At 61.5% G+C, this 23951-nt stretch carries 23 protein-coding genes and 1 pseudogene; 11 read left to right on the top strand and 13 right to left on the bottom strand.

From position 1 onward, the window contains the following. Positions 1-26 precede the first annotated feature (26 nt). The 4 genes and pseudogenes from PDMSB3_RS03365 to PDMSB3_RS03380 form a co-directional block, all read left to right on the top strand. Positions 27-1415, top strand: a complete 1389-nt coding sequence (locus PDMSB3_RS03365; RefSeq protein WP_165184616.1) for a cytochrome ubiquinol oxidase subunit I — start codon at positions 27-29, stop codon at positions 1413-1415. 4 nt (positions 1416-1419) lie between these two features. Then, positions 1420-2427: a cytochrome d ubiquinol oxidase subunit II gene (cydB, locus tag PDMSB3_RS03370; protein WP_165184619.1), complete on the top strand. Its 1008-nt coding sequence runs from the start codon at positions 1420-1422 to the stop codon at positions 2425-2427. A gap of 37 nt (positions 2428-2464) precedes the next feature. Further along, positions 2465-3376 (top strand): bestrophin family protein, encoded by a 912-nt coding sequence (locus PDMSB3_RS03375; RefSeq protein WP_165184622.1) that lies wholly within the window; start codon positions 2465-2467, stop codon positions 3374-3376. 85 nt (positions 3377-3461) lie between these two features. Further along, positions 3462-3677, top strand: a pseudogene (locus PDMSB3_RS03380) (GTP 3',8-cyclase MoaA); the annotation flags it as partial. A gap of 91 nt (positions 3678-3768) precedes the next feature. Here the strand turns inward: PDMSB3_RS03380 and PDMSB3_RS03385 are convergent. Further along, complete coding sequence (locus tag PDMSB3_RS03385) at positions 3769-5193, bottom strand: aminotransferase-like domain-containing protein (protein ID WP_165184625.1); 1425 nt, start codon at positions 5191-5193, stop codon at positions 3769-3771. A 268-nt stretch (positions 5194-5461) separates the two neighbouring features. On the opposite strand from PDMSB3_RS03385, the gene PDMSB3_RS03390 reads away from it, so the two are divergent. Continuing rightward, a complete protein-coding gene (locus tag PDMSB3_RS03390; RefSeq protein ID WP_165184628.1) occupies positions 5462-6451 on the top strand; it encodes a LysR family transcriptional regulator in 990 nt (329 codons plus the stop codon). A 101-nt stretch (positions 6452-6552) separates the two neighbouring features. Here the strand turns inward: PDMSB3_RS03390 and PDMSB3_RS03395 are convergent, their stop codons facing one another. Together PDMSB3_RS03395 and PDMSB3_RS03400 are read right to left on the bottom strand one after the other, a co-directional pair. After that, a complete protein-coding gene (locus PDMSB3_RS03395; protein ID WP_165184630.1) occupies positions 6553-7356 on the bottom strand; it encodes a family 1 encapsulin nanocompartment shell protein in 804 nt (267 codons plus the stop codon). After that, positions 7349-8407: a Dyp-type peroxidase gene (locus PDMSB3_RS03400; RefSeq protein WP_165184632.1), complete on the bottom strand. Its 1059-nt coding sequence runs from the start codon at positions 8405-8407 to the stop codon at positions 7349-7351. The genes PDMSB3_RS03395 and PDMSB3_RS03400 overlap by 8 nt, the downstream gene beginning before the upstream one ends. A gap of 516 nt (positions 8408-8923) precedes the next feature. Here PDMSB3_RS03400 and PDMSB3_RS03405 point away from each other — a divergent pair. Further along, a complete protein-coding gene (locus PDMSB3_RS03405; protein WP_165184635.1) occupies positions 8924-9364 on the top strand; it encodes an ester cyclase in 441 nt (146 codons plus the stop codon). A gap of 227 nt (positions 9365-9591) precedes the next feature. Here the strand turns inward: PDMSB3_RS03405 and PDMSB3_RS03410 are convergent, their stop codons facing one another. Together PDMSB3_RS03410 and PDMSB3_RS03415 are read right to left on the bottom strand one after the other, a co-directional pair. After that, on the bottom strand, positions 9592-9801 hold the full coding sequence (locus tag PDMSB3_RS03410; protein ID WP_007179027.1) for a hypothetical protein: 210 nt from the start codon (positions 9799-9801) through the stop codon (positions 9592-9594). Positions 9802-9886: 85 nt separating this feature from the next. After that, on the bottom strand, positions 9887-10036 hold the full coding sequence (locus PDMSB3_RS03415) for a hypothetical protein (protein WP_007179026.1): 150 nt from the start codon (positions 10034-10036) through the stop codon (positions 9887-9889). A gap of 504 nt (positions 10037-10540) precedes the next feature. Between PDMSB3_RS03415 and PDMSB3_RS03420 the strand changes: the two genes are divergently transcribed. Beyond that, positions 10541-12916 carry an HAD-IC family P-type ATPase gene (locus tag PDMSB3_RS03420; protein ID WP_165184638.1) on the top strand — a complete coding sequence of 792 codons (2376 nt, stop codon included), beginning with the start codon at positions 10541-10543 and terminating at the stop codon, positions 12914-12916. Positions 12917-12997: 81 nt separating this feature from the next. Here the strand turns inward: PDMSB3_RS03420 and PDMSB3_RS03425 are convergent, their stop codons facing one another. Further along, entirely contained in the window at positions 12998-14083 is a 1086-nt protein-coding gene (locus PDMSB3_RS03425) for a lysylphosphatidylglycerol synthase transmembrane domain-containing protein (RefSeq protein WP_165184640.1), read from the bottom strand. 149 nt (positions 14084-14232) lie between these two features. Continuing rightward, positions 14233-14796, bottom strand: a complete 564-nt coding sequence (locus PDMSB3_RS03430) for a universal stress protein (RefSeq protein WP_165184643.1) — start codon at positions 14794-14796, stop codon at positions 14233-14235. A gap of 394 nt (positions 14797-15190) precedes the next feature. Here PDMSB3_RS03430 and PDMSB3_RS03435 point away from each other — a divergent pair, with 394 nt between their 5' ends. After that, entirely contained in the window at positions 15191-16576 is a 1386-nt protein-coding gene (locus PDMSB3_RS03435) for a glutamate decarboxylase (protein ID WP_197740202.1), read from the top strand. Positions 16577-16603: 27 nt separating this feature from the next. Then, positions 16604-18124: an amino acid permease gene (locus tag PDMSB3_RS03440; protein WP_165184646.1), complete on the top strand. Its 1521-nt coding sequence runs from the start codon at positions 16604-16606 to the stop codon at positions 18122-18124. 112 nt (positions 18125-18236) lie between these two features. Here PDMSB3_RS03440 and PDMSB3_RS03445 read toward each other — a convergent pair whose 3' ends face one another. From PDMSB3_RS03445 to PDMSB3_RS03465, 5 genes are all read right to left on the bottom strand, one after another. Continuing rightward, the gene (locus tag PDMSB3_RS03445; RefSeq protein WP_165184650.1) at positions 18237-18788 is read right to left on the bottom strand and encodes a general stress protein; all 552 of its coding nucleotides are present in this window, start codon (positions 18786-18788) and stop codon (positions 18237-18239) included. A 77-nt stretch (positions 18789-18865) separates the two neighbouring features. Next, positions 18866-19039, bottom strand: coding sequence for a hypothetical protein (locus tag PDMSB3_RS03450; protein ID WP_165184653.1), 174 nt, complete (start codon positions 19037-19039; stop codon positions 18866-18868). A 149-nt stretch (positions 19040-19188) separates the two neighbouring features. After that, positions 19189-19422 carry a hypothetical protein gene (locus PDMSB3_RS03455; protein WP_165184656.1) on the bottom strand — a complete coding sequence of 78 codons (234 nt, stop codon included), beginning with the start codon at positions 19420-19422 and terminating at the stop codon, positions 19189-19191. 94 nt (positions 19423-19516) lie between these two features. After that, entirely contained in the window at positions 19517-20323 is an 807-nt protein-coding gene (locus PDMSB3_RS03460; protein WP_165184660.1) for a PRC-barrel domain-containing protein, read from the bottom strand. 75 nt (positions 20324-20398) lie between these two features. After that, entirely contained in the window at positions 20399-20989 is a 591-nt protein-coding gene (locus PDMSB3_RS03465; RefSeq protein WP_165184664.1) for a BPSL1445 family SYLF domain-containing lipoprotein, read from the bottom strand. 458 nt (positions 20990-21447) lie between these two features. Here PDMSB3_RS03465 and PDMSB3_RS03470 point away from each other — a divergent pair, with 458 nt between their 5' ends. Together PDMSB3_RS03470 and PDMSB3_RS03475 are read left to right on the top strand one after the other, a co-directional pair. After that, entirely contained in the window at positions 21448-22287 is an 840-nt protein-coding gene (locus PDMSB3_RS03470; RefSeq protein ID WP_165184668.1) for a sensor histidine kinase, read from the top strand. A gap of 360 nt (positions 22288-22647) precedes the next feature. Further along, positions 22648-23367: a Crp/Fnr family transcriptional regulator gene (locus PDMSB3_RS03475; protein WP_165184672.1), complete on the top strand. Its 720-nt coding sequence runs from the start codon at positions 22648-22650 to the stop codon at positions 23365-23367. Between the two features lie 146 nt (positions 23368-23513). Here the strand turns inward: PDMSB3_RS03475 and PDMSB3_RS03480 are convergent, their stop codons facing one another. Then, complete coding sequence (locus tag PDMSB3_RS03480) at positions 23514-23918, bottom strand: DUF2471 domain-containing protein (RefSeq protein WP_165184674.1); 405 nt, start codon at positions 23916-23918, stop codon at positions 23514-23516. Positions 23919-23951: the final 33 nt, after the last annotated feature.

Raw genomic sequence — 23951 nt, forward strand, 5'->3', positions numbered from 1 at the left:
CTATCACCTGGAGCCGTTCACCGATCATGGAAATCTTCGATGCATTCCACCTTGCCAGGTTGCAGTTTGCATTCACGGTTTCGTTTCATATTATTTTCCCCGCCATCAGCATCGGCATGGCCAGCTTCCTGGCCGTGCTGGAATGGCGCTGGCTGCTGACCGGCGACGTCGCCTACAAGGACATGTTCCTGTTCTGGTCGAAGATCTTTGCGGTCGGTTTCGGCATGGGCGTGGTCTCGGGCGTAGTGATGGCCTACGAGTTCGGCACCAACTGGAGCGGTTTTTCCAGTGTAGCCGGCAATATCACGGGGCCGCTCCTGACCTATGAAGTGTTGACGGCATTCTTTCTCGAAGCCGGCTTTCTCGGCGTCATGCTGTTCGGCTGGGAACGGGTCACGCCGCGCTCGCATTTCTTCGCCACGCTCATGGTCGCGGTGGGCACGCTCATTTCCACGTTCTGGATTCTCGCGTCGAACAGCTTCATGCAGACGCCGCAAGGATTCGCTATCGAGGGTGGCCGTATCGTGCCGGTCGACTGGATGAAGGTGATTTTCAACCCGTCGTTTCCGTATCGCCTCGCGCATATGACCATCGCGGCATTCATCGTGGCGGGCTTCATCGTTGCCGCTTGCGGCGCGTGGCATCTGTTGCAGGGGCGGCGCGATAAACCCGTCACGCGTAGTTTTTCGATGGCGCTGTGGATTCTGCTCTTCCTCACGCCGATACAGATCTTCGTCGGCGATGCACATGGTCTGAACACACGCGAATATCAGCCAGCCAAGATCGCCGCGATCGAAGGACTGTGGGAAACCGAGAAGGGCGGCACGGCACTGAACCTGGTCGGGCTGCCCGACATGGATGCCGAAGTGACGCGATATACGCTGCAAGTGCCGCATCTGGGCAGCCTTATCCTGACGCATAGCTGGAACGGAGAAATTCGCGGCTTGAAGGAATTTCCCCCTCAGGACCGCCCGTATTCGCCGATCGTGTTCTGGACATTCCGGATCATGGCGGGTCTCGGCATGTTGATGCTATTGACGGCGCTGCTCGGCCTCGTGCTCAGAGTGCGCGGCAGCCTCTACGAGACGAGGTGGTTTCAGCGTTTCGTTCTGTGCATGGGGCCTTCGGGAATCGTGGCGTTGCTGGCCGGGTGGATAACCACGGAAGTCGGCCGTCAACCCTGGACGGTGTACGGCGTTCTGCGCACAGCGGACTCTCTGTCGCCGATCGGTTCCCAGCAAGCCGGCGTTTCATTGCTGATCTTCGTGATGGTGTACTTCCTGGTATTCGGCATGGGCTTCTACTACATGATGAAAATGATGAAGCGCGGACCGGAAGAGCATGTCGAGCGCCGTGATTCACGCAGGCATCCGGTCCTGCGCAATCGCCCGCTGGATGCCCTGGAAGGGGAGTGACGCCATGCAGATCGATCTTCCTGTCGTATGGGCCGCGATCATCGGACTCGGCGTCTTCATCTACGTGATGCTGGACGGTTTCGATCTCGGCATTGGCCTGCTGTTTCCGTTCTTTGAGGAGAAAGGCGATCGGCAGGTCATGCTCAATACCATCGCACCGGTCTGGGACGGTAACGAGACGTTCCTCGTTCTCGGCGGCGCCGGGCTTTACGGGGCGTTTCCGGTGGTGTATTCGACACTGCTGCCGGCTAACTATCTCCCGCTCATCCTGATGGTGGTGGGCCTGATCTTCCGCGGAGCGGCCTTCGAACTGCGCGGCAAGGCAGTCAGAACCCAGCACGCGTGGGATCTCGCCTTCATGGGCGGTTCCGCGCTCGCGGGGCTCTGCCAGGGCATCGTGCTGGGGTCGCTCCTGCAAGGCATCAAGATCGTCGACGGCCGTTTCGCCGGCGGCCCATTCGACTGGCTCTCGCCGTTCAGCCTGTTCTGCGGAATCGGCGTGCTCACCACGTATGCGGCGCTCGGCTGCGGCTGGCTCATCCTGAAGACGGATGGTGAATTGCAGCGCAAGATGCGCGAGCTGATGCGGCCGCTCGTGAGCGTTCTGCTCGGCGTCATGGCCGTCGTGAGTCTATGGACGGTGATCGGATTGCCGGCAGTCGCACATCGCTGGTTCGGAAGCGGCAATCTCGGCTGGTTTCTGCCGGTGCCGGTTCTCGTGATCGTATGCGTGTGGGGCATCTTCCGCTCGCTGCGGTTGCTGCACGAGGCGACGCCTTTCCTTCTCACGCTCGCGCTATGCTTCCTCGGTTACAGCGGTCTGCTCATCAGCATCTGGCCGAACATCGTTCCGCCTTCCCTGACGATCTGGGAAGCGTCGTCGAGCCACTCGAGCCAGCTGTTTACGCTGGTCGGCACAGTGATCGTGCTGCCGGTCATTCTCGTCTACAACGTCATGCAGTATCGCGTGTTCCGCGGCAAGGTGAGGGAAGGGGACGCCGGTTACCACTGAGGGTGACGGCGCAGGCGGGCGATTACAAGAGCACATCATGATTGTGAGGCCAGGGCAAAACTGGTTCCGGCTGCTGTTTGTCTGGAACGGTTCCGTGTTGCAGTCGATCATTCCCCAGCTGATCTTCATGGCGATTGTCAGCAGTCTCGCCGTCCTGACACAGGGGCGTATTTTCGGCGCGAAGATTCCGCTCAATACGGCACCCTTCACCTTATTCGGCCTTGCTCTGGCGATATTCCTCGCGTTTCGCAACAACGCAAGTTACGAGCGCTTCAACGAGGCGCGTCATCTCTGGGGCAGCCTTCTGATCTCGGCACGCGCGCTGACCTCGCAGATGCTGTGCTATGTCCCGCGCGGCGAAGACAGGATTCGAATGGCTCATGCATTGATTGCGTGTGTGTACGCGCTCAAGCATCAATTGCGCGGGACCGATCCGAATCCCGATCTCATCCGCTTTCTCGGCCGCACCCGAACCGAGGCGTTGCAGCACGCCTGTTACAAACCGGCCGCGCTTCTCAATGAGCTTCGTCGCGACTTCGCCGATCTGCAAGTCCGGGCAGTGGTATCGGAGACCAAGCTGTGGATGTTCGATGCGCAGATCAACGAATTGGGAAGAACCATTGGAGGATGCGAGCGGATCGCCTCCACGCCGATTCCGTTTGCCTACAGTGTGTTGCTTCACCGCACCGTCTATGCCTATTGCGTTTTACTGCCATTCGGTCTCGTCGACTCGACGGAGTTCTTCACGCCTCTTCTTTGTGTTTTCATTTCCTACACGCTGATCGCGCTCGAAGCGATTGCCAGCGAAGTCGCCGAGCCGTTTACTCTCGCGCCGAATGCGCTGGCGCTCGACGCAATGACTCGCAATATCGAACGATCGATTCTCGAACTGTGTGGGTGTGACCTCCCCGACGAGGTCGTGCCGGTGCGCCCGTATCAACTGACGTGAGTCGTCTTCATCGACGCATCCAGTCGGTCCGCTTCGCTGTTACACCAGATGACACCGGATGCGGCGCACAAACTGTAATTCCCATGCCGACGGTCTGTTTTATTCATGTCTGTTCGCCACACATGGCACGGATCTCAGGCCCTGGCTTACCGACACCGCCTCTGCCGGACAGCTGGCGGAGCGCGTGCGCAGCCGGTGGATGCAACGCGACGACCGCTACTCGGAACTTCGCTCGACACAGCGCAAGCCGGCATCGGGAAAAGTCTATCCCACGGTGCGCATGTTGCTGGTCGGCGGCTGAGGGCTCGTCAATCGTTGTGAAAAAACGCAGGGCACAACGTGGAGAGTGGCGAGTCGCCATGACCGCGCCGCAGCCCACGGCCTGCGTGCCACTAGCGCGCGCACATCGAGACGAGCTTGCCGACGGTGATCACGGCCTGCTCGATTTCGCTCGACCACGGGCTGCTGTAATTGAGGCGGATGAAATTCCGGTAGGTCGTCTCCGAAACCGAGAACATATAGCCCGGTCCGATCGTGATGCCCTGGTCGAGAGCGAGTTTATAGAGCCGCATTGCGTCGACCTTCGGCGGCAATTCGACCCACAGCACGTACCCGCCCGCGGGGTTGGACATGCGTGTGCCCTCGGGAAAGAAGCGCGAGACGATCGCCTTCATGAGATTGGCCTGCTGCGCATACGCTTTGCGCACCTTGCGCAGATGATGTTCGAAGCCATCGCGTTCGAGGAATTCCGCGATCGCCAGTTGCGGGATAGACGGAGAGGTCAACGTGTTCAGAAACTTGAGCTTCTCGACCTGATCGCGATAGCGCCCCGGCAACGCCCAGCCGATCCGGTACGCGGAGGTCAGGCTCTTCGAGAAAGAGGAGCAATGAAGCACGAGCCCCTTCGTATCGAACGACTTCAACGAGCTCGGGTGCGAACTGCCAAAGTGCAGTTCATTGTAGACACCGTTCTCGATGACCGGAATGTCCCGCTTCGTCAGGAGTTCGACCAGTTCGCGCTTGCGTTCGTCGGGCATCAGAAAGCCCAGCGGATTCTGGAAGTTCGGCATGACCATGCAGGCGGCGATGGGTTGCGATTCCACGATCGCGGCAAGCGCGCCAATATCGATGCCGTGTTCCGGATGAGTCGACACCTCGATCGCTTTCATGCCCATCCGTTCGATCGCGTGGAGCATCGCGTAGAACGTCGGTGACTCGACAGCGATCACGTCGCCGGGTTTCGCGACCGCCTGAAGGCAGAGATTGATCGCCTCTGTCGCGCCGACCGTGATGACGATCTCGTTCGGATCGACGGCCATGCCATTCTCGAGGTAGCGACGCGCGATCTGGCGCACGAGCTTCGCATTGCCGGGGGGCAGCGCGTCCGTCACGCCCCATTGCGCCTTGCCGCGCCCCGCATCGTAGGCGTACCGGTTGATCCTTTCGAATGGAAACAGACTGGGGTCGGGGTAGGGCGAACCGAGCGGCACCGCGTCGTCCACCCCGATCGAGCGCAGCGTCGAGAGCACCAGCCGGCTGACGTCGACAGGCGACGAAATCGGGATCGGTTTCGACGGACGGAGTTCCAGCGCCTTACGCTCGCCCTCGTCGCGGCGATTGACGAAATAGCCCGACTGGGGCCGGCTTGTCACAAGGCCACGGCTTTCGAGCAGCAGATACGCACGGATCGCCGTGGTGACACTGATCCGATGCTGCCGGCTGATCTGCCGCACTGACGGCAGGCGTTCGCCATGACGGTACACGCCTTGCCGGATCGATGTTTCGATGTCGTCTGCAAGCTTCTCATAGAGATTCATCGGACGATTCCTTTGGTACTTTGCCGCGGCATAGTGGCGCGCCCAGTGCGAGGCTTCCGGCCAACTGTACTGGCGCGAGCCGGGCCGATGTGTGCACTCTGCGATCGACGGCATCCCCTTACTCTGTCCTCCATCGAATGCACGTCGCCGGATCCCGAGGTTGGGATTCCGTGACACGTCAGGATTGGAGCCCAAGCATGGAAGACGCAAAACGGAAGCGAAGAACCCAAGCCTACCGGCAGATCGCCGCCAAGGCAGGACAGACACCATGAATCTGCTGGAAGCCATGCGTATCTACGTCAGGGTGGTTGAGCGAGGGAGTATCTCCAGCGCGGCAAGAGACCTCGATATCGGTCAACCTGCCGCGAGCGAGCGTATCGATCGGCTCGAGAAGTACCTTGGCTGCCGGTTGCTGCTCCGCAGCGCGCGCGCACTCAATTGCACGCCCGATGGCGTGACCTTCTACGAGCGCAGCAAGAGGATTCTGAACGCGGTGGAGCAGGCGGTCGCCGAAGTGTCGAATGAAGAACAGGCCCTCAGGGGAACGGTTCGCATCGCGGCGCCTCACTGCTTTGGCGAGACGGTCGTGCCGCACGCGTTGACCCTGGTTCGCGCGGCCTATCCCCAACTGGATCTCGAACTGATCCTGAACGACAGGACCGTCGACCTCGTCACCGAAGGTGTGGACGTTTCCTTTCGTCTTGGGCAACTCGGAGAAGGAGCGTTCATTGCCTGTCAGCTCGGTCAGGTTGGGCGCGTTCTCGTGGCGGCGCCGGAGTATCTGAGCCGGCATGGTCCGGTTGCCGAACCGTCCGACCTGGTCAAGCACCCGTTCATCCGGCTCCAGGGCATGTTCGGCACGGACCAGTTGCCGCTCAGGCGCATGGAGAATGTCGTGGAGAGCGCGCCGATTCATACCGTGGTCAAAACCAGTCATTGGCGGCCCGTGTATGAAATGATCGTCTCGGGCGCCGGCATTGGGCTGCTGGAAGAACCCGCCTGCGTCGATGCGCTTGCAGACGGCCGCCTCGTGCGCATACTGCCGCGATTCGATGCGCTCCCTTTCGATCTGCATGTGCTGACCCAGGCGCAACGTCCTGTGCCGGCACGGGTACGGACGGTTGTGACGATGCTGAAGACGTGCATTCAGGAAATCCTGCTGGGCGTACACGTCGATAGCAGAAGAGTGGCGAGCCGCTTTGAAGTACTGCCGGAGGATGAGGCGTCCGCGCTCCTCAAGTCATCGTTGCGAGCGTGAGCCCGCAACGATGACGGGCGCTCAGCTGCCGGTTCTGGCCAGCAGCGCTTGACCGGCAGAGCACGCGGTCGAGCGAGGCCATTACCGGCGCATTGAGCGGCTTATTCCGCTTGCGTCACCGAAACCGATGCTTCGCTCGTCAGCATCAGGAACGTCAGCGTTTCGCGCAGATAGAGACGCACCACAGTGTCGGTATGGCTCGTGTAGCCGATCGACAGATCTTCGCCGAGGTGTAGCTCGAAGTCGCCGCCGCGCGTGGACAGCACGCTGCCGCCGGCGAGCGCCGGTGCCCAGATGATGTCGCCATTCACGATCCGCTTGATGTGCTCGATAACCGGATAGCCCTGGTCGCGTGCCTCACCCAATGCGGTGTACGCATCGGCGCCGAGCAGGACGGAATACGGGCCGTCCACGCCGGCGAGCCGCAGTTGTTCGAGCGCGTTGCTGATGGCGTTCGGATAGTCGCTGACGTCGGCCGGCAGCGCAAGCGGCGGGTTCGACGAGCCGTCGCGAATCCCGCCGATGCCGGCAGCCTGATAGCCGTCGAAGATCGCGCGATCTTCGGCGTAGGCGAGTTGCTTCGCTGCTTCTTTCGCGGGCTGCCAGTCGGCATCTTTCGCGCCGCGCACCACACTGTCTATCGCCTCGCGCTGCAATTCGAACGGCACGGTCAACTCGACGAGGCTCTTTACCTCGGACAGTTTCGCCACGACGCCCTGCTGCGGCGCCGTGATCGCGGTCTGATGCCCGGTGCCGACGCCGGAGAGTTCCGTGCCGCCAGGGCCCTTGACGTCGACCACGCGACGGCCGGCGACGCTGCGCCTGAAGGTGCGCGCCACTTCATCTTCGATCTGCGACCAGGCCGCACGGGAGATGGGGGCGAGCTCGCGATGCAGGTTATTCATATTGGGAGATTCCCTTGAGAGAGCCAATGTTCAACGAGCCGCCTTCCTGCGGCTCTGCGGACGAAGACGTATCGGACTGTTGCCCGCCATCGGCAGCGGTCGCTTGCGGATCGCGGTCTGCGAGTGCCTCGAGCAGGGTAGCCGATGGGACGAAGAAGAGGCCGCCGGTAACCGCGCGGCTATAGTCGAGCAGCCGGTCGTAGTTGCCCGGCGGGCGCCCGACGAACATGTTTTCCAGCATCTGCTCGGTCGGTGCGGGCGAGCGGGCATAACCGATGAAGTAGGTGCCGAACTCGCCTGCGCCGGGCCTGCCGAACGGCATGTTGTCGCGCAGTATCTTCACTTCCTCGCCGTTCTCGGTGAGGGTGGTGAGCGAACTGTGCGAGCAGGACGGCTTCACCGCTTCATCGAGTTCGATGTCGGACAATTTGGTGCGGCCGATAATGCGCTCCTGAGTCTCGACGGAGAGCGCATTCCAGCCGGCCATGTCGTGCAGGTACTTCTGCACGATAACGTAACTGCCGCCCTCGAACTCGGGATCCTCATCGGCAATCAGCGTGAATTCTTCAGCGGTGCGACCCACCGGATTTTCCGTGCCGTCGACGAAGCCCACCATCGCGCGCATGTCGAAGTTGCGAAAGCCGTGAACTTCGTCGACTACCGTGACTGCGTCGCCGAGCGCTCCCAGCAGTTGCGTGGCGAGCTCGAAACAGAGATCCATGTGCTCGGCGCGAATATGCAGCAGGATGTCGCCGGGGGTCGCTACAGCCAGGCGCTCGCCCGAGCCGAATTCCCGGAACGGGTGCAGGCCTGCGGGGCGCGGGGCACCGAATAGCGTATCCCATGCGCCGGAGCCGAAGCCGCATACGCACGACAGATCGCCGGAGGGGACCCGCCTGCCGACCGAGCGCACGAGGGCGGCAACGTCGCCGCACCATGCACGCACCTTGTCTGCGTGATCGCGGCCGGCTTCGATCGTCGCGACAATGAAGATCGCGCTACGGGTGACGTCATTACAAATGGCTTGCGGCTCTGGGATGTCTTTGGGCATCGGGTTGGGTATGGGTAGGTCGTTGCGAATTCCGACAGCAGTACTGCGAATGCGTTTCCGACTGCGCGATCACCTGCCCGAGGCAGCCAGGAATGGTTCGTTCGATTGACTGAAGCAGGTTTGCCGCGGTGTCCGTCTCAGGCATCCGTATAGCGTTGGCTTACCGCTATGAGGAGCGTAGCTGCGCAACGTGACTGCACGACGAAGTTGGCGTTCACGATTTTCACAGATCTTATACCGCCGCGGCACTTTATGGAAACTCCATAAAGGCATTGGCGTTCAATTTCTATAAGCGTGTCTTGTCGGTACCGCATGGCGATACCACTACTGCTTTCCGATACTTGATATCGGAATCCGCGGCTTCTTATTTTCTGTCACATGGTTATTCGAATGCATTGCGCCGGACAGCAGGTCCCAACGCGGGGCGCGTTGCTGGATTCCACACGGAAAACGTGTAGTATTGTTCGGTCCACGCCTTGCCGTGCGCATTCGTCCATTCGCCAGGAGTATTGGATTATGACCCTGCCCGCCGACGAACATCTCACTCGTCAAACGATCGAAGGGTTCTATCGCGCCATCGAGCAGAAGAGCGTCGCATTGCTGCGGCAGGTCGTCACCCCGGATTGGGAATATATTCCCGAGCCCGTCGGGGCTGCCGCGGGACCTGACCAGATGGTGCAGTTCTTCGAGAACATCGCTAAAGCAATTCCCGACATGAAAATCACTATTCTCGACGTCCTCGTTCATGGCGATCGGGTCGGCGTGCGCGCGGAAATCAGCGGCACTCAAACAGGGACATTACTTGGCATTGCCGCGAGTTCCAAACACATCAGATTCGCGATTCACTCTTTCCACCAGATGCGCGGAAATCTGATTGCGAAAACATGGCATCTGGAGGACTGGCTGTCTGTGTTCCGGCAACTTGGAGCGTTACCCCAGACTCTCGAGCGGCCTTGAGCGCGCAGACTGCACAGACCCGCGCAGACCCGTGTAGACCAAAGGGGACGTCATGTCACAGATAAGTCGCGACAACCGGAAAGCATCTCGTCAGAGCGTGCTCTGGTTCGTTGCATTGTGGGTGCTCGGAGTCGCTGGCGCCGCGCTGCTCGCGCTACCGTTTCATCTTCTTGTCGCTGCGGCGCTGCATCGGTAATCGCGCCGGATGGCGGTTACCCGGTCTGCCTTTACGGCAGGCGGATCGCGTCGTCGATCTGGTCGATCATCGACAACAGGCGTGTGACTCGCCGGGCACCATCAGGAAGCGATCCCTGCTCTGTTTCGAGCGCTGTAATGCGCTGCCGCCAATAGCCTAGTCCAAGCGCACTGTTGGCAACGAGTTGCGGGAATATGTGTTCTAGGTGAGCGAGATCCTGTTCCAGCTGATGATGCGACACGTCGGTCCTTGCTATGGAGGTGAATCCGGAGCGCCCCACCTGGCGGCGTTCGTCTTTTCCCGCCCAATGAATCTTCCTGTCCGACTCAACTTCCTTCCAGCGCCACTGAATAGCGCCACTTGCTGGCGTTGGAATCAATGCGGGCATCGTTGACGCGCCGCTGTTCCGCCCGTGCCTGGTCCGCCTGTTCGAGCATGAGTGCTTGTGCCTGACGCGACAGGGCATACTCGCTCATGCCGCCGCTCGTACGTGGTGCAACTTTGGTTTGTGATCGCATGGTCATTCCGAGAACAAAGGGGCGCTGAACGCGTCCCGTACTCCGACTGTATACCCTTCGGTCGCTGCAAGCACGCTTTCCTTTGCAACGGTTGCAACCATTGGCACCGGAACGGCCATTTCCCATTCGCCGCGAACGCGAAACGCAGGTGTCATCGGCGTTGCCAACAATTCGTAGCCCGAAGTGCGCATCCCGGGTATGACCGCAGATGCAAACTGTCATGAGGACGCCAAGGCAGGCAGGGCGATGAGCAAGACGGATTTCAGCCGGGTACGCCACCGTACCGACTTCCGGTCGCTGTACGGGCACCGTTGGCCGGCAGGCCCGGCCTCGCGCAGGTGGCTATAGCAAACCAGCTATAGCAAAGGGAACGCGCTCGCGTGTGAAGCATTCGCCCGGCACGCTCAAATGCGTGCGAGAAACGCTCAACGTCAACTACCGCTTCGACCCGGGAGAATCAACGTGACATCCGCTGTCGTGCCGGCGCCGATCCCTGAAGCGGCAAGCCAGCCGGACGCCGTGCCCGGCACCGGTTTGAGCAGCACTGAAGCACGCCGTCGGCTTGCCGAGTCGGGCGCTAACACGCTCCCCGATACGGCGGCGAGCACGTGGCGCATGATGCTTGGGAAATTCTGGGCGCCCGTGCCGTGGATGCTGGAAGCGGCCGTGGTTTTGCAATGCGTGCTCGGCCGTTTCGTCGAAGCCGGAATCATTGCCGGACTGCTGGTATTCAACGCCATTCTGGGTGTTTTCCAGGAAAGCCGGGCACAGGCCACACTGGCCGCATTGAAGTCGCGCCTCGCCATGAATGCCTCCGTGCTGCGCGACGGGGCATGGTCGATCGTCCCGGCAGCGGATCTGGTCAAGGGCGATGTCGTCAAGCTCTCGCTCGGCGGCGTGGTGGCGGCGGATATGCGGATCGTCTCCGGCAATGCGCTGCTCGACCATTCGATGCTGACCGGCGAATCCGTACCTATCGAAGCCACGTCCGGCACTCAGACGTTTGCCGGCGCGCTGGTGCGGCGCGGAGAGGCATTGGCACTCGTGATGGCCACCGGTACGCACACGCGTTTTGGCCGGACCGCGGAACTGGTCCGTACCGCGCATATAGCGAGTTCTCAGCAAACAGCCGTGCTGCTGGTGGTCCGCAATCTCGCCGCATTCAGCGTGGCCGTGATCGCGTTGCTGGTGGGCTACGCGTTATATCTGCACATGCCGCTCGCCGACATCGTGCCGTTGATCCTGACAGCGGTGCTGGCGTCGATTCCCGTTGCGCTGCCCGCTACCTTCACGCTGTCGGCCGCGCTCGGCGCGCGTGCGCTCGCGGCGCAGGGTGTGCTGTCGACCCGGCTGTCCGCCGTCGATGAGGCCGGCACGATGGACGTGCTGTGCGCCGACAAAACCGGCACGCTGACCTGCAATGCGCTGACCGTGAGCACCGTTGCGCCGATGCCGGGCTTCGACATGAACCGCGTGCTGATACTGGCGGCACTGGCGAGCGCTGCCGGCAGCCAGGATCCCGTCGACAAAGCGATTCTCGATGCGGCGGCGCGCGTTGCGCCTACTCCCGAGGACAGCGTGCTGAAACTGGTCGCGCTCAAGCCATTCGATCCGTCGACCAGGACGTCCGAAGCGAGCGTCAGCGATCCTTCGCATGCGATCCAGCGGATCGTCAAAGGGGCATCCGCAGCCGTGATCTCGCTTTCGCAAGCTTCGCCGGAGGCCGCGGCGCGGACGGCGGAACTTGAAGGGCAGGGCCTGCGCGTGCTGGCGGTAGCGGCGGGCACGGCCGATGCCTTGCAGGTGGTTGGACTCGTCGCGCTGAGCGACCCGCCGCGCGCCGATTCGGCTGCATTCATCGAGGAATTGCACGGGCTCGGCGTGCGCGTGGTGATGGTATCGGGCGATGCCCCGGCCACGGCCGCGAGCGTCGCGCAGGCAATCGGACTCACCGGTCCGGTTTGCCCGCCGGGCAGCATGCCCGATCGGGCCGACCCGCAGTCGTTTGCCGTGTTCGCCGGTGTCCTGCCGGAAGACAAATACAAGCTCGTGAAGGCGTTCCAGCAGACCGGCCATACCGTAGGCATGTGCGGTGACGGCGCCAACGACGCGCCCGCGCTGCGCCAGGCTCAGATCGGCATCGCGGTTTCGACCGCCACGGATGTTGCCCGCTCTGCCGCCGGCATGGTGCTCACCGAAGCCGGGCTGGGCGGCATCGTCACGGCGGTCACGGAGGGCCGCCTCACGTTCCAGCGCATCCTCACCTACATGCTGAATTCGGTCCTCAAGAAGATCGCCACCGCGTTCATGCTGGTGATCGGCCTGCTGGTTACCGGGCACGCCATTCTGACTCCGCTGCTGATGGTGATTCTGATGATCGCGGGTGACTTTCTCGCGATGTCGCTCACCACCGATCGCGTCGAGCCGTCTCCGTCGCCGAATGTCTGGCGCATTTCGAATCTGACCGTGGTCGGTGTGTTCGTCGGGTTCGCGCTCGTGGCGTTCTGCAGCGGTGTGCTCGCGCTCGGCAAGTTTGCGATGGGCCTGAATCTCGACGCCTTGCGCACACTGACCTTCGTGCTCCTCGTGTTCGGTGGGCAGGCCACGTTATACGCGATCCGGCACCGGCGGCACATGTGGGGTACGCGGCCGAGTGTGTGGGTGATGGCGTCGTCGGTTGCGGATGTGCTGATTGCCGCCGGCCTTGCGATCGGCGGAATCGCGATGACGGCGCTGCCGCCGATGCTGATTGGCGGGGTGTTGGCGGCCACAGTGGTTTTCGCTTTCGTGCTCGCGGCCGCCAAAATCCCGCTGTTTGCGCGGCTGAAGATCAGTTAGACGTTGCATGAATCCGCGCCGCGTGTGGTGTCGTGTCGCGTCGTGAATGGACCCGATCACCTCGAATGCGATCCGCGCCGCCTAATGAAGCCGAATCTCCCGGCGAGCCAGCCAGATGCCGGGCAGCATCGGTAGCCAGAAGGTCAGCGCGCGCAACAGAAGCGTGGCGGCGAGCGCCGCCTCCACCGACACGCCGAGCAGATTCAGCATTCCCACGGAGGTGGCTTCGAAGGTCCCCAGGCCGACCGGAATCGGACCGATGGTGGCCACCATCGACGCAATGATGAAGCTCACGAACACGACCCAAAGCGGCGGCACTTCGCCGATCGCATTGAACGCGAGCCAGAGCGTCAGGGCATCGCAGACGAAGATGGCCAGTTGCAGCCCGACAGTTTGCAGTAGCAGGCGCGGGCTGCGTAGAAGATGAGTGGGCGCGTCGGTCAATTGTCGAAGCAGGGTGGTGACGCCCAGCCACTTGCTGAGCCACGCGATCGGCGCACGTTGGCCCCATTGTTTGAGTCCCAGCACGGCGGCCGGCACCGCTACGGTGACCACTACGAAGACCGCCACGCCGATGACCAATGCCGTGTTCAGCCGGTGCTGCCACCACAGCATGCCGGCGCTTGCGAGCACCACGAGCAGATAGGCGATGTCGTAGGACACCATGCCGACCAGCATGGCCGCCATCGCTATTCCGGCCGGGACGTGCCGGCCGGTCAGGCCACGCACCATCAGCATCGTGCCGCTGATGCCGCCGCTCGGCAACACCTGATCCGTGAATACCTTGGCGATGCCGAGTGGTGTCAAGGTGCGCAGGGACAGAGGATGTCCGGCCTCGCGCAAAGTCTGGCGCCATACGAACGCCGCGCTGACATACGTGCCGCATTGAACGGCGAGTGCGACCAGCATCCAGCCGGGGCGCGCCGAGCGTATCAGTTCGGCCATCTTCTGCAGTGAGCCGAGGTGCAGCACCACCAGGATGACGGCGATACAGCCCATCACTCCGACGACCCAGACCATGACTGAGCGCAGCCGCGATGTTTTGCCGAGCAGGCCAGGCGCGATACGCACGAGGCCGGTCTCGACGCCAGGCTTCGCCGGGGGCGGCAACGCGCCGCTTTCCGGCATGAGCGGGGTGCTGGCGGAGCGGCGCTGCGGAGTGCTCATGGGTCGGGACGCGTCGGGACGCAATAGAAGGTGCTGCAGGAGTGCGAGCCCGGACGCGCAGCCGCGCTTCGCTCCAGCGCCGAAATGATTCTAAAGCAGGTTGCTCGCGGGATGGCGTACGGGACGACTGGCGAGCGCGCTCGAGTCGATCATTGCGGCTGGGCGTCGCCACCATGCATGTGGCCGCCGCTAACGGGCAATTCGTACATCGCCGCGGCGACGTCGGCGTGTCCCGGTCGCGCGGCCTGCGCGACCGGGGTCTGCGCTTGCCGGCTCGGCACCAGCAATACCGGCAGGCTCGCACTGCGCACCACGCGCTCGGCCACGCTGCCTAGAAACAGTCGCTTGAAACCTCGTCGGCCATGTGTGCCGAGCACCAGCAGGTCCGCATTGAATTCGTTGGCCGAAATGCGGATCCGCTCCGAGATGTCTTCGCCGATCGGCGCGACCTCGACGATGCGCGGCTCGCCGGCCACGTTCTCATGTTTCATGCGCGCCAGTGCATCCGCCAGCAACTGCTGGCCTTCCTGCATGGAGGCGTCGCGCAAGGCGGTCGGATCGTAGCCGGACGCGTCGTACGCCATCAACGGGTTGTCGATGACATAGAGCGGCCGCAATTGTGCGCCATTGTCGCGAGCGAGTTGCAACGCGGTGTCGAACGCATGTCCAGACGTCTCGCTGCCATCGATCGCTACCAGAATGCGTTTATACATATTGGCCTCCAGGAATTCGTGCGGACCGCGAGCATCGTCGCCGGGACTGGATTGCCCGCGCCCGGCGCGCCGCAGTCCGAACCTTGCCGTCGACGACGACGGGCTTCTGCAGACAGTTTACTCCGCCGGTCACGGACTTCGACAGCGTAACAGCCGGTCGGAAACAGCGCGGTGAGTGGCGCTACCTTGCGCTCAATGACGGCGTAACGCAATGAACGCATGGCCGCGACGCCGCAATGCGGTACGGCACCGTACCGACTTCGATCGCCGTGGCGCGCACCGTGGGCGTGGAAGTTTTTCTGCCGACCTGACATCTTCATTTCATTCGCTCCGGTATTCGTCACGGGATCGTCACGAGCCGGGCGCGCTCACTTCAAATCAGGAGCTTCACGCCATGACTTTTCTCAAATCACCACCGCCCACGCCCGAGGACGTCGCCGATGAATACGCCGCGACGATCTCGGGTTCATCGCTGCCCAAGTACCGGATTCCGGAGGCGTCGTCCGATCGCCGCGCGGTATTCGATCTGGTGCGCGACGAACTGTTCATGGACGGCAATTCACGGCAGAACGTCGCGACGTTCTGCACCACGTATGCCGACGACGAAGTGCGTCACCTGATGGATCTGTCCATCGACAAGAACATGATCGACAAGGACGAGTATCCGCAAACGGCGGAGATCGAAATGCGCTGCGTGCACATGCTCGCGGATCTGTGGCATGCCAGCAAGGCATGGAAGACCACCGGATGTTCGACCACGGGTTCGAGCGAAGCTTGCATGCTCGGCGGTCTCGCGCTCAAGTGGCAATGGAAAAAGCGCAGGGAGGCGCAGGGCAAGCCGACCGACAAGCCGAACTTCGTGTGCGGCCCGGTGCAGGTGTGCTGGGCCAAATTCGCCCGCTACTTCGACGTCGAGATGCGCCAGGTGCCATTGCGCGGCGACGCGACCGGGCTAACGCCGGAAGATCTGGCCGAGTATTGCGACGAGAACACGATCGGCGTCGTAGCCACACTCGGCATCACCTTCACCTGCGTCTACGAACCGGTAAAGGCGCTGGCAGGCGCACTCGACGCGTTGCAAGCCAATGTCGGACTGGATATTCCGATTCACGTCGACGCTGCCAGCGGCGGCTTCGTCGCGCCGTTCATCCAGCCGGACCTCGAATGGGACTTCAGCGTGCCGCGCGTGAAATCCATCAACGCGTCGGGCCACAAATACGGACTCGCGCCGCTCGGGGTCGGCTGGATAGTCTGGCGCAGCACTCAGGATCTGCCCGACGAACTGATTTTCCGCGTCGATTATCTGGGCGGCGACATGCCGACGTTCGCATTGAATTTCTCCCGTCCGGCCGGACAGATCATCGCGCAGTACTACATGCTGCTGCGCCTGGGCCGTGAAGGCTACCGACGGATCCAGCAGGAATGCGCCGACACCGCGCAGGCGCTGGCCGACGGGCTGGCGAAGATCGACCAGCTGGAAATGATCTACGACGGGCGCGGCGCGCTGCCGGCTGTCTGCTACAAGCTGAAGCATCCGGAAACAGCGGGCTTCACGCTATTCGACCTGTCCGATCAGGTACGCATGCGCGGCTGGCAGATCGCCTCGTACGAACTGCCGGCAGGGCGCGAGGACACCATCGTGCAACGCGTGTTGATCCGGCGTGGTGTGACGCGCGACATGGCGGCGATGCTGCTTGAGGACATCAGGCACGCCATCGGGCATCTGACGAAGAATCCGGTGCTGCATTCGAGCGCCGGTCCGACCTTCCACCACAATTGATATCGCCTGTTCACAGGGGCACACGAAATGGACAACACAGTCACCGCCGCGGCCGCACCGCCGGCAGCGGATGCCGCAAAACGCGGCAAATATCTGAGCGTGACGGCGATCGGTCTGATGACGGCCGCTGCCGTGGTCACGAGTCTGCGCGGACTTCCTTTGCTGGCGAAGGAGGAGATGACGATGTTCGTCTATCTCGCCTTCACCGTCGTTTTCTATCTGATTCCCGCGTCGCTGATTTCCGCCGAACTGGGCGGCGCGTTCGCCGACCGGCCCGGCGGCATCTACACGTGGGTCGCGGAGGCGTTCGGCACGCGCTGGGGTTTTCTCGCGATCTGGCTGCAATGGATCCAGAACGTCGTATGGTATCCGGTTGCGCTGACCTTCGGCGCGGCGGCGCTCGCCTATACGATCGGCCGGCCGGAACTGGCGAAGAACGGCGCCTATGTCGGCATCTTCTGCATCGTCGCATATTGGCTCGCGACGTGGGTCGTGCTGCAAGGCGTCGAAGTCTTCGCGAGGATCGCCAACTGGACCTTCGTGATCGGCACCATCGTGCCGGGCCTCGTGCTGCTCGCGCTGCTGGGCTACTGGATCAGCAGTGGACACCCGCTCGGCTGGCAACACCTGAACGATGCGGCTCTCTCGCAAGACGGTCACGCGCGCTTCTGGCCCGCGATTCACGGCTTCGGCACGATCTCGTTTCTGGCCGGCATCATGTTACTGTTTGCCGGTGTGGAGGTGCAGGCGGTTCATGTGATCGACATGCGCAGCCCGAGTCGCGGTTATCCCGCGGCGATCGGACTGGGTGCGCTGATTTCGGTGCTGATTTTCGCACTCGGCGCGCTGCCGATTGCAGCGATCTTGCCGTACGAGAAGATATCGCTGCAATCCGGCGTGTTCGACGCATTCAGCGCGGTGCTGGTGGACATCTGGCACATGAACTGGGCTGTGTCGGCGTTGTCGCTGCTGGTCGGCGTCGGAGCGATCAGTGGTGTGCTGGCCTGGCTCGGCAGTCCGTCGCGCGGCCTGCTTGAAACCGCGCACGAAGGCGAATTGCCGCCGATCCTTCAGGCGAAGAATCGCAAGGGTATGCCCACTCATATTCTGCTGGTGCAAGGTCTGATCGTGACGGTCATTTCGTGCTTCTACTTCGTGATCCGTGATGTGTCGGTCGCATTCTTTCTGATCTCCGCCATGACGATCGCGCTCTACCTGATCGCCTACATGCTGATGTACGCGGCGGCGATCCGGCTGCGCTATTCGGCACCGGCTTTGCCGCGCCCGTTCACGGTGCCCGGCGGTTTTGCCGGCATGTGGCTGACCGCCGGCATCGGCTTTGCCGGGGTGCTGTTCAGCTTCGTCGTGTCGTTCTTCCCGCCGGATCAGTTGCCGGTCGGTTCGCCCTGGCTTTATACGGGACTGGTCGTCATCGGCATTGTGGTGTTCGCGGGGATTCCCCTGATCATCCACCACGTGCGCCGCAGCGATTGGGCGAGCGTGCATGACGCGCCGCGCGTTCCTCCGGCCGTGATCCCGGTGGAATAGGTGCGCGCGGGCGTCGCCATGTCGGGTGAGCCAGGTGAAGCTGCCTGACTGGACCTCGGGTCAGCGTGTCCATGAGTGTCCATAAGCAAGGCCTCTCCTGGCTGCCGGGCCGTCAGGCGGTTTCGTGAGTGGTGGGTGCGGTGGGCGTGAGTCCTTCGTGCGAATCGAGGCGCGTGGGTTGATGGAGCGCGAGAACGGCCTTTGCGCGCGCCATTTCATCAGGCGTGCCGTGACCCATCACGATGAATCCGTCGGCCTTGATGGCGGCCTCGTAATGGATCACGCTGTCCTTGGGCAGCCCCATATGCACGAGCGTCGCACCCAAAGCACTGAGGGCGCCGACAACGACCGCCCCTTCGACAGCCGACACGATCATGACGGCGAGATGACCCAGCACGACGACCGGGCCGAGCACCGGAATAGTCAGGAATACGCCGCCCATCAGCAAGCCCCACAGGCCGCCCCAGAACGCGCCGTATTTGCCCCACATTTTCATGCGGTCGCCGACCGTGTAGAGACCGACGATCTTTTCCTCGGTGTGATAACCCTTGCCGATCACACTGAAATTCTTCATGTCGAAGCCGCCGTCTATCAGCTTGCGCACGGCGGCGTCGGCATTATGGTGGTCATCGAAGACCGCGATTACGACATCATAGGGAGTCATGCGGGTTGTCCTTGAAAGATGAGCGGTACGCAGACCATTGCGTCATGCACAATGGGGATTGAAAGTGCGGTGGTGTGCTATTTCAGACTGTTGAGCTCGGCACGCGCAAGCGCTTCGACCGATTCCCATGCGAGATCTTCGCGTTCGAAAACGGCGTCGAGTTTGATGAGTTCGTTGCCCTTGGGTGCGCCCTTTGGAACGATACACACGCTTGCCATCCATCCATCGGCAATATGATCCTCGACGCTCATGTGAGCGTCGTGTGTCGTGCTTGAAATGATTCGGTCTGCCATAGCGCCGTCCGTCTGATTGAACGACAGCCAGACGGGCGTCGTCACTGCCGGGTAAAGTTTGTGTCTGTTCGCGTTTGCTTGCGTTTCGTCAATGACCGTCGGTGTTGCTACATCCCGAACTTATGTTCCGCAATGTATTTGTCGCCGTACGCAAGGGCAGCCGCATAGCCTTCCTCGCTTGTCGAAAAAACGCCGACCTCGTAGTGCCTGTCAGTCGAAGGAAGCGTGCCCTCCACCGCATGCCGAAGGTGAAAATCGAATGTACCGTCCTGCAGTTCCTGACATTCGGGGGTAAATGTATGAATACGGGCCTGGTATAACTTCTGAATGTTTTGTCTCATGACCTGCTCCCGCGTTTAATGCTTCCGGATACTTTCGTTTTCGATCGATCCGGCACTGTCCGGATTGGACGAGGACCGTGGTCCGCGCGGCGCCTCATTGCGATGGGATTTTCTCGTCGCCGGCACCCGGCCAATATCCCTGCTTGTCATAAAACCGATGCAGATCGACTTCGTAGCGCCGGCCGACCGGCATCGAGTCGTCATAAGCCGGGCTATTCCTGATGACGTCGCGCGTCAATGCTGTCGATACGGTCGAATCGAGCCAGTCTACTCCGTCTATCCAGCGAGTCGCGATCAGCACCGCTTTGCCGCCGGGCCACCAGTTGCGCGTCTCCACGACCAGGTAGCGAATCGCCCAGTCGGTGTCGTCATAGATGAAATCGGATACGTGACCGATGCTGCCGTCGGCGGTTTTGAGGTGATAGCCCTTGACCTCGTTCGTGCTGCGCAGATGAACGTCGGGTTGCGTGTCGTTCGCTGGCAAGGTTGGATCTGGCTGCTCGTCGGGCAGGGCGTCCGGCGCTACACCTGTTGGATCATAGGCCGGGTAGGCGCCCATGCCCCACAGGTTAGGACCGCCCCAATAAGTCGGATAGCTGTAGTAGTGCAGATATTCGATCTCGTGCTGCCGCGACACCGGCTTGTGGGTGTCCAGTATCGGGCTGTCGCTCACCTGCTGTCGCGACAGGCTGACATGCACGATATCCGATCCAGGGTCGGTATGTTCCACCGAATACGGCGAAACCAGCACTTGCCGGTCATTGAGCCAGTCGCCCGTGTCGACCACCAGATAACGCACACCCCATGACTCGTCGTCGAAATAAGCCTGAATGACTGAGCCGATGTCGCCGTCCAGCGCGCTGACGGTGCTGCCGTGCAAGTCTTGTATGCTTCGCAACATGGTTTTTCCACTCTGTGTGTCGACGATGTGTGTCAACGACGAGGGGCGCGCATCGCGCGCTCCCCGGTTTGAATGTCAAAGCGACGCGAGCCGCGTGACTTTGGTGCCTTGCAGCGACGCACCCGCCATCAGGCCGGTGTTGGTCAGCACGAAGGCGTCGACCTGTCCGGTCGCCGTGCTGGTGTCGAGATCGCCGTTCGCACCGACTTTCAGCACGGCTACGGAGGCATCGCCGCCGGCCGACCAGCCGTCTCTGCTCCGGAAGCGGTTGAGCGAATCGTCGGTCATGAACAGGAATACGATCGCGCGCGATTGCGCGCCGATCTGCCAGCCGATCGAACCAGTCGCCGTACTGTAGTAGCCGACCGTGCGTCCGCCGACCCGCAAGGACCCTTCGCCATACTGGCCGCCGACCACGAAGCCGGCGTCGATCACGGAGGGGAACGTCAATACGCCGTGGGCCTTGCCGACCAGTTCGCGCGCGCCGCCCGCGAGCCCATAGACGCGCGTGAGAGTCGAGTCGACACCTGCATCGATAGAGCGACGCTTGTCCCTCTGCTCGCTACGGCTCACGTCGGATGAAGGAGTGGTGGTACAGCCTGAGAGCACAGTGCCGAGTGCCAGAAGCGATCCAGGCGTGCCCCAGATAAAGGTTCGTCTAAGCATGATTTTCTCCCCGCTGGTCGACAATAAGAGACACGCTACGCGCCCGCGCGGGAGAATGCGGTACGACAACGTACAGACCGCTGTCTATGTTCGAACGCACAATCCACGTTGATCGTCGTGGCACGTGCCGGCTGTCGGACAGGTACTCGATCCGCTCGCGCCTGCACGGATCATCAGATCGGATGTCTTTGAAAGTCTTTGAAACCCGCGCGGTTTTGGCGTAATTCGGTCGCTCTTGCCGATCTGAACGCCACCGTACAGACTTACCGAACCGCATTTGCGACGCTGTCATTGCAATCTGTCCGCCATTCTTGGATTCCTGATCGCGTCAGGGCAGGTGTTGGCGAATCGTGCGGTGCCGGTGCTTTGCAAGCAGCCTGCTACCTTCTTGAATATCGGCCCGTGACACGCTTTTCTTTGCTCTTCGTCGTCCAGCGAGCCGCGAAATGGGGATCGAAATGTCAGCATATCTGACGTCCACCGAGTCGGCTTCGGGTGATTCTGTGTTGAGCGGTCTGGTGGTGACCGATGCAATGATGAAGCGTGGTTGCCGGGCATCCGCAGACGGTTTTCTGGCGGATGCGTGCGCGGCGGATCATTGCGTCGAAGCGCCACCGCTGAGCAACCAGGTTCTGGCTATGGTGGCACACGAGTTGCGCGGTCCGTTGACGCCGTTGCGGATGGCCAGCCAACTGATTCGCAACGCGTCCGCCGAGCGTCCGGAGATACTCCGGCTGATCGATATGATCGATCGGCAGGTCAACGGGATCGCACGGCTCGCGCAGGATCTGATGGATGCGACCCGCGTCGATCAGGGCGCACTCCGCCTCAACAAGGTCGACGTCGAGATCGCGACCCTCCTTGCCGACAGTTGCGAGATTACGGCCGCCGCCGCCGCTGCGAAGAATCAGGTTTTTACCGTGTCGATTCCAGACAGGACGTTGCGCGTTGAAGGAGATCCGCTCCGTTTGACGCAGGCCGTCAGCAATCTGCTGCACAACGCGGTGAAATACACGCCGACGCGGGGCAATATACGCATGACCGTGCTTGCCGAAGGCAACAATGTTGTCATCAAGATCAAGGACGATGGATCGGGAATCTCGCCTGTCCTGCTGCCGCATATTTTCGAGTTGTTCGCGCAATCCAGCAGAACGATCGGTTCCAGTGCGGGCGGCCTTGGCATTGGCCTCGCGGTCGTCAATGCGATTGCTCAGTCTCACGGCGGTACGGTTTCGGCCGCAAGTGCGGGCGCCGGTGAAGGCAGCGAATTCACGCTCAAGCTGCCGATCATCGTGTAGCCACATCTGCCTGCGCGTCTTTTTGGCAGCGTGCAGGCGAAGCGGACAATTGCCTTTCAGCCGATGAACCGCGTGGGACGGGCGAACCGGGCAAAGAATCTCGAAGTTCGCGCGATGCGCAATCCACATTGGGCCGTAACGCGATGCCATGCCAGGGCGCGAATCTGCGTCGAATACCGGCGCGACTTATAATCGACTATATAACGGCCAGACTTTGGGTCGCGCGAAGATTGCCGCCTCGCGTCGTGCTGCGGTATAGCCCGTCAAGGCCTTGGAGTATTCCTCCTTCTATCCATCTTTATCGTCAGGAAATCGTCGGCGAAAGCGGCGCGGTTCCGGGCGAGTTGCTGAGAGGGTGAAATGGCTCAAGGTCATCAAGAAAACGAAAATCATCTGCTGGCCGTGCTGCCTGAGCTGGAGTGGGAGCGCCTGGCGCCACATCTGGTGCTCATGGATATGCCGTTGGGCAACGTCGTCTACGAATCGGGCGATCGCCTCAATTACGTTTATTTCCCGACCACCTGTATCGTGTCGCTGCTGTATGTGATGGAGGACGGTGCGTCCGCCGAAATCGCGATTGTCGGCAACGAAGGGCTCATCGGCATCGCGCTGTTCATGGGGGGCGAGACCACGCCCAGCCGGGCGGTCGTGCAGAGCGCCGGCAAGGCGTATCGGCTCGATGCTCAAATCCTGAAAGAAGAATTTCATCGCGCCGGCCCCGTGCAGCGCCTTCTGCTTCGCTATACGCAGGCGCTGATCACGCAGATGGCGCAGACCGCCGTGTGCAATCGACACCATTCGATCGACCAGCAGTTGTGCAGGTGGCTTCTGCTCAGCATCGACCGCCTCTCTTCAAACGAATTGAAGATGACCCAGGAACTGATCGCCAACATGCTGGGCGTGCGCCGCTCCGGGGTAACCGAGGCCGCGCTTAAATTGCAGGACGCGGGGTTGATTCGCTACAGTCATGGCCACATCGAGGTACTGGACAGACCGGGGCTCGAAAAACGTGTGTGCGAATGTTATGGCGTGGTGAAGCGCGAATTCGACCGGCTGTTGCCTGCTTTGAAAGCGCTATAAGGATCTCGCGAGGATCTCGCGTCAACCGGCTTGAAAAGCCTGCTTCCTACGTACCAACGGATTTCCTGGTGCGGCGGTCGTCATTTAACTTCGAACTTTCTGGAGCGCATCCAAAAATATAACGGCCAACAACCGATCCTGGCGCATTAGTCCTGAGTGGCCATATCGGTAGCGTCGGCCTGTACCAGTGCACGCACGAGCAGGTACACGGCTGGCAGGTCGTCGTCGTCACGTTTCCAGTCGACGGGTTCGTCGAGATCCATCCCGGACAAACGACTGTCGCCAAACCGGACGAACGTTGAGCGCACAGTCTCGTTGTGCCTCGCCCGGAAGCCCCGATTCTCAAAGACCTGTTCGTCGATTGTCAGCAGTGTGCGCCACGTGGGCAATCGCGCGCCACTTGAGTAACGGCGACGGCCACTGTCGAGGTAACGAGCTGCAACCGTGGCGATGATCTGCTGGAGGTCGAGCGACGCGCTGCGGAGTGCGCGTTCGAGGGCGACGGGATTGATGTCGTGGACATCCATATCAAGAGCAGCGTTGTTAATCATACTGTTGTCTTCCTGAAGACTCGCGGCAACTCG

The organism is Paraburkholderia dioscoreae (assembly GCF_902459535.1).
GTDB lineage: Bacteria > Pseudomonadota > Gammaproteobacteria > Burkholderiales > Burkholderiaceae > Paraburkholderia > Paraburkholderia dioscoreae.